1 protein-coding gene is annotated in these 2151 nt (G+C 65.0%); it reads right to left on the bottom strand.

The features are described 5' to 3' along the window. Positions 1-128: 128 nt before the first annotated feature. The gene (ltrA, locus tag Q9G87_RS60205; RefSeq protein ID WP_305925669.1) at positions 129-1547 is read right to left on the bottom strand and encodes a group II intron reverse transcriptase/maturase; all 1419 of its coding nucleotides are present in this window, start codon (positions 1545-1547) and stop codon (positions 129-131) included. Positions 1548-2151: the final 604 nt, after the last annotated feature.

Here is a 2151-nt window from a genome sequence, read left to right as displayed (position 1 = left end):
GGTGAGGTCGGCCCGGAGCGCCCTGCCGATGTCGCCACCGGTGGGTTTCTCCGAGCCGCCTCCCGCACCCGGCGTGCCCCTCTCAGGGCACCGGGCGCTCCACAAGCCCCGCGGGGACTACGTTCGCCTCATGCTGTGCTCGGCCACGGAACCTCGATCTTTGTTCCCCGGTAGTAGTAGCGTCTGACCGCTACCTTGGCCGGGTCGAACAACTCCACGGCCCCGCTGCTGGGCCAGATGCCGTAGCGCCGGCGCAGGTGTTTCCATGTAGTGCGCCGATGCTTGCGCTCCTCCCACCTGATGACCTGTTTCCACAGGTATGAGCGCAGGTAGCTGAAGGTCGCCTTCGAGCATCCGTACTTGAAATACGCGGTCCAGCCCCGCACCATCCGGTTGAGCCGGATGAGCACGAGGCCGAGCGGCAGGTTGGTGCTCTGCCGACACCACGCCTTGATCTTGGCTTTGATGGCGGCGAGCGCCTTCTTGGCCGGATAGACGTAGACGTAGTACTTGTCGGTGCCTCGCTTCCGGTGGCGCTGGATGCGCCAGCCAAGAAAATCCAGGCCCTCGTCGATACGGGTGACCAGGGTCTTCTCCGGCGACAGGCGAAGGCCCATCGTCGCCAAGACCCCGGCGATCTCCTCCTTGAGAGCCTCAGCGTCGTCCTTGGTGCCCGACACCATCAGGCACCAGTCGTCCGCATACCGCACGAGACGGTAGTTGGGCAGACCTTGACGGCGCCGCTTGGCTCTCCCATACGGCGTGGCTCCGGGCCCGCCGGGGCCCTGGGCGATGAACTCGTCCAGGACCGACAACGCCACGTTGCTCAGCAATGGGGAAAGGATCGACCCTTGCGGTGTTCCGGCGCTGGTGTCGACAAGCGTGCCGTCCTCGGCGAGGATGCCCGCCTTCAGGAACGCTTTCACCAAGGCCAGGACGCGTTTGTCCCCGATTCGCTCTCGTACTCGATCCATGAGGGTCGCATGCGAGATCTCATCGAAGCAAGCCTTGATGTCTCCCTCCACGACCCACTCATAAGAACGGGACGCGAAGTGGTGCACCTCGGCCACCGCGTCATGGGCCCGGCGGTTCGGGCGGAACCCGTAGCTGCACGGGAGAAAATCCACCTCGAACACAGGCTCCAGCACCAGCTTCAGGGAAGCCTGGGCTACCCGGTCACGGATGGTCGCGATCCCCAAGTACCGGCTCTTGCCGCCGGGCTTGGGAATCGCTCGCCGCCGGACCGGCAGAGGCTGGAAGGTACGGGCCTTCAAGTCCGCCCGCAAATCTCCCAAGAACTCCGAGACGCCCCGCTCGGCCTCGATGAAGTGGGCGGTCAAACTGTCCACCCCGGCCGTGCGTGCTCCCTTGTTGTGCCGCACCCGATCCCACGCGACCAGCAAGAACGCGGGATCGGCGACAAGGTTGTACAGATCATCGAACCTGCGATGAGGGTCATCGCGGGCCCACCGGTGCAGCTTGGTCTGGATCTCCAGTACCCGGCGTTCAGCCTTGAGTAAGGCGTACTCCAGTTCGTCGGTATTCACCGGCGACCTCCTGGCATTCCCTGCCCTGAACTGCTGACTTGCTGGCCCCCTTCGCCATGTACGCACCTCTCGTGCGCTCGGACTACTACGGGGCCTCCGCCCCATCCCGCGCCTTCAACCGACGACGGATCTATCCCACGGCCCCGAACGGAAATCGGGTCGCGGGAGCAGCACGGGACGGTTCCCGTGTTCACTGGAACTCGATTGATCGGCTTGGCATCCAGCTCTGCTCCGGCAGCATCGCCACAAGTACGCCGCAGACCTTCCTCGTGGCCTTCCCACCGGCATCGCAAACCGGCTACGAAGTCGACCACCCGGATCAGGCGGCCGTGCACTGCTCCCCGGCCCATATCCACCAGATTTGAGCCGGTGACACGCTTACGGAGCTTTACCACTGGTTCCTCTCGTATACCGTCCGATCTCGCTCGCAGGACCCGGCCCGTCTGGCAGTCCCAGACCGTCCCGGCTTTGTCGGCGCTGCTTCCCACCCTCCCCGGCGTCTCCCGGATCAGGCTGCGCCCAGCTCCCACCGAACTGCTGCGACAGCCCGGCGAGGAGGTCTCACACCTCCTTCGATTTCCAGCGCCTCACGGCGCACCGCGAC

The sequence above is a fragment of the Nonomuraea turcica genome, from assembly GCF_030718205.1.
GTDB lineage: Bacteria > Actinomycetota > Actinomycetes > Streptosporangiales > Streptosporangiaceae > Nonomuraea.
The sequence above is the reverse complement of the archived record's forward strand: the minus strand, read 5'-3'. Positions and strand labels throughout refer to the sequence as shown.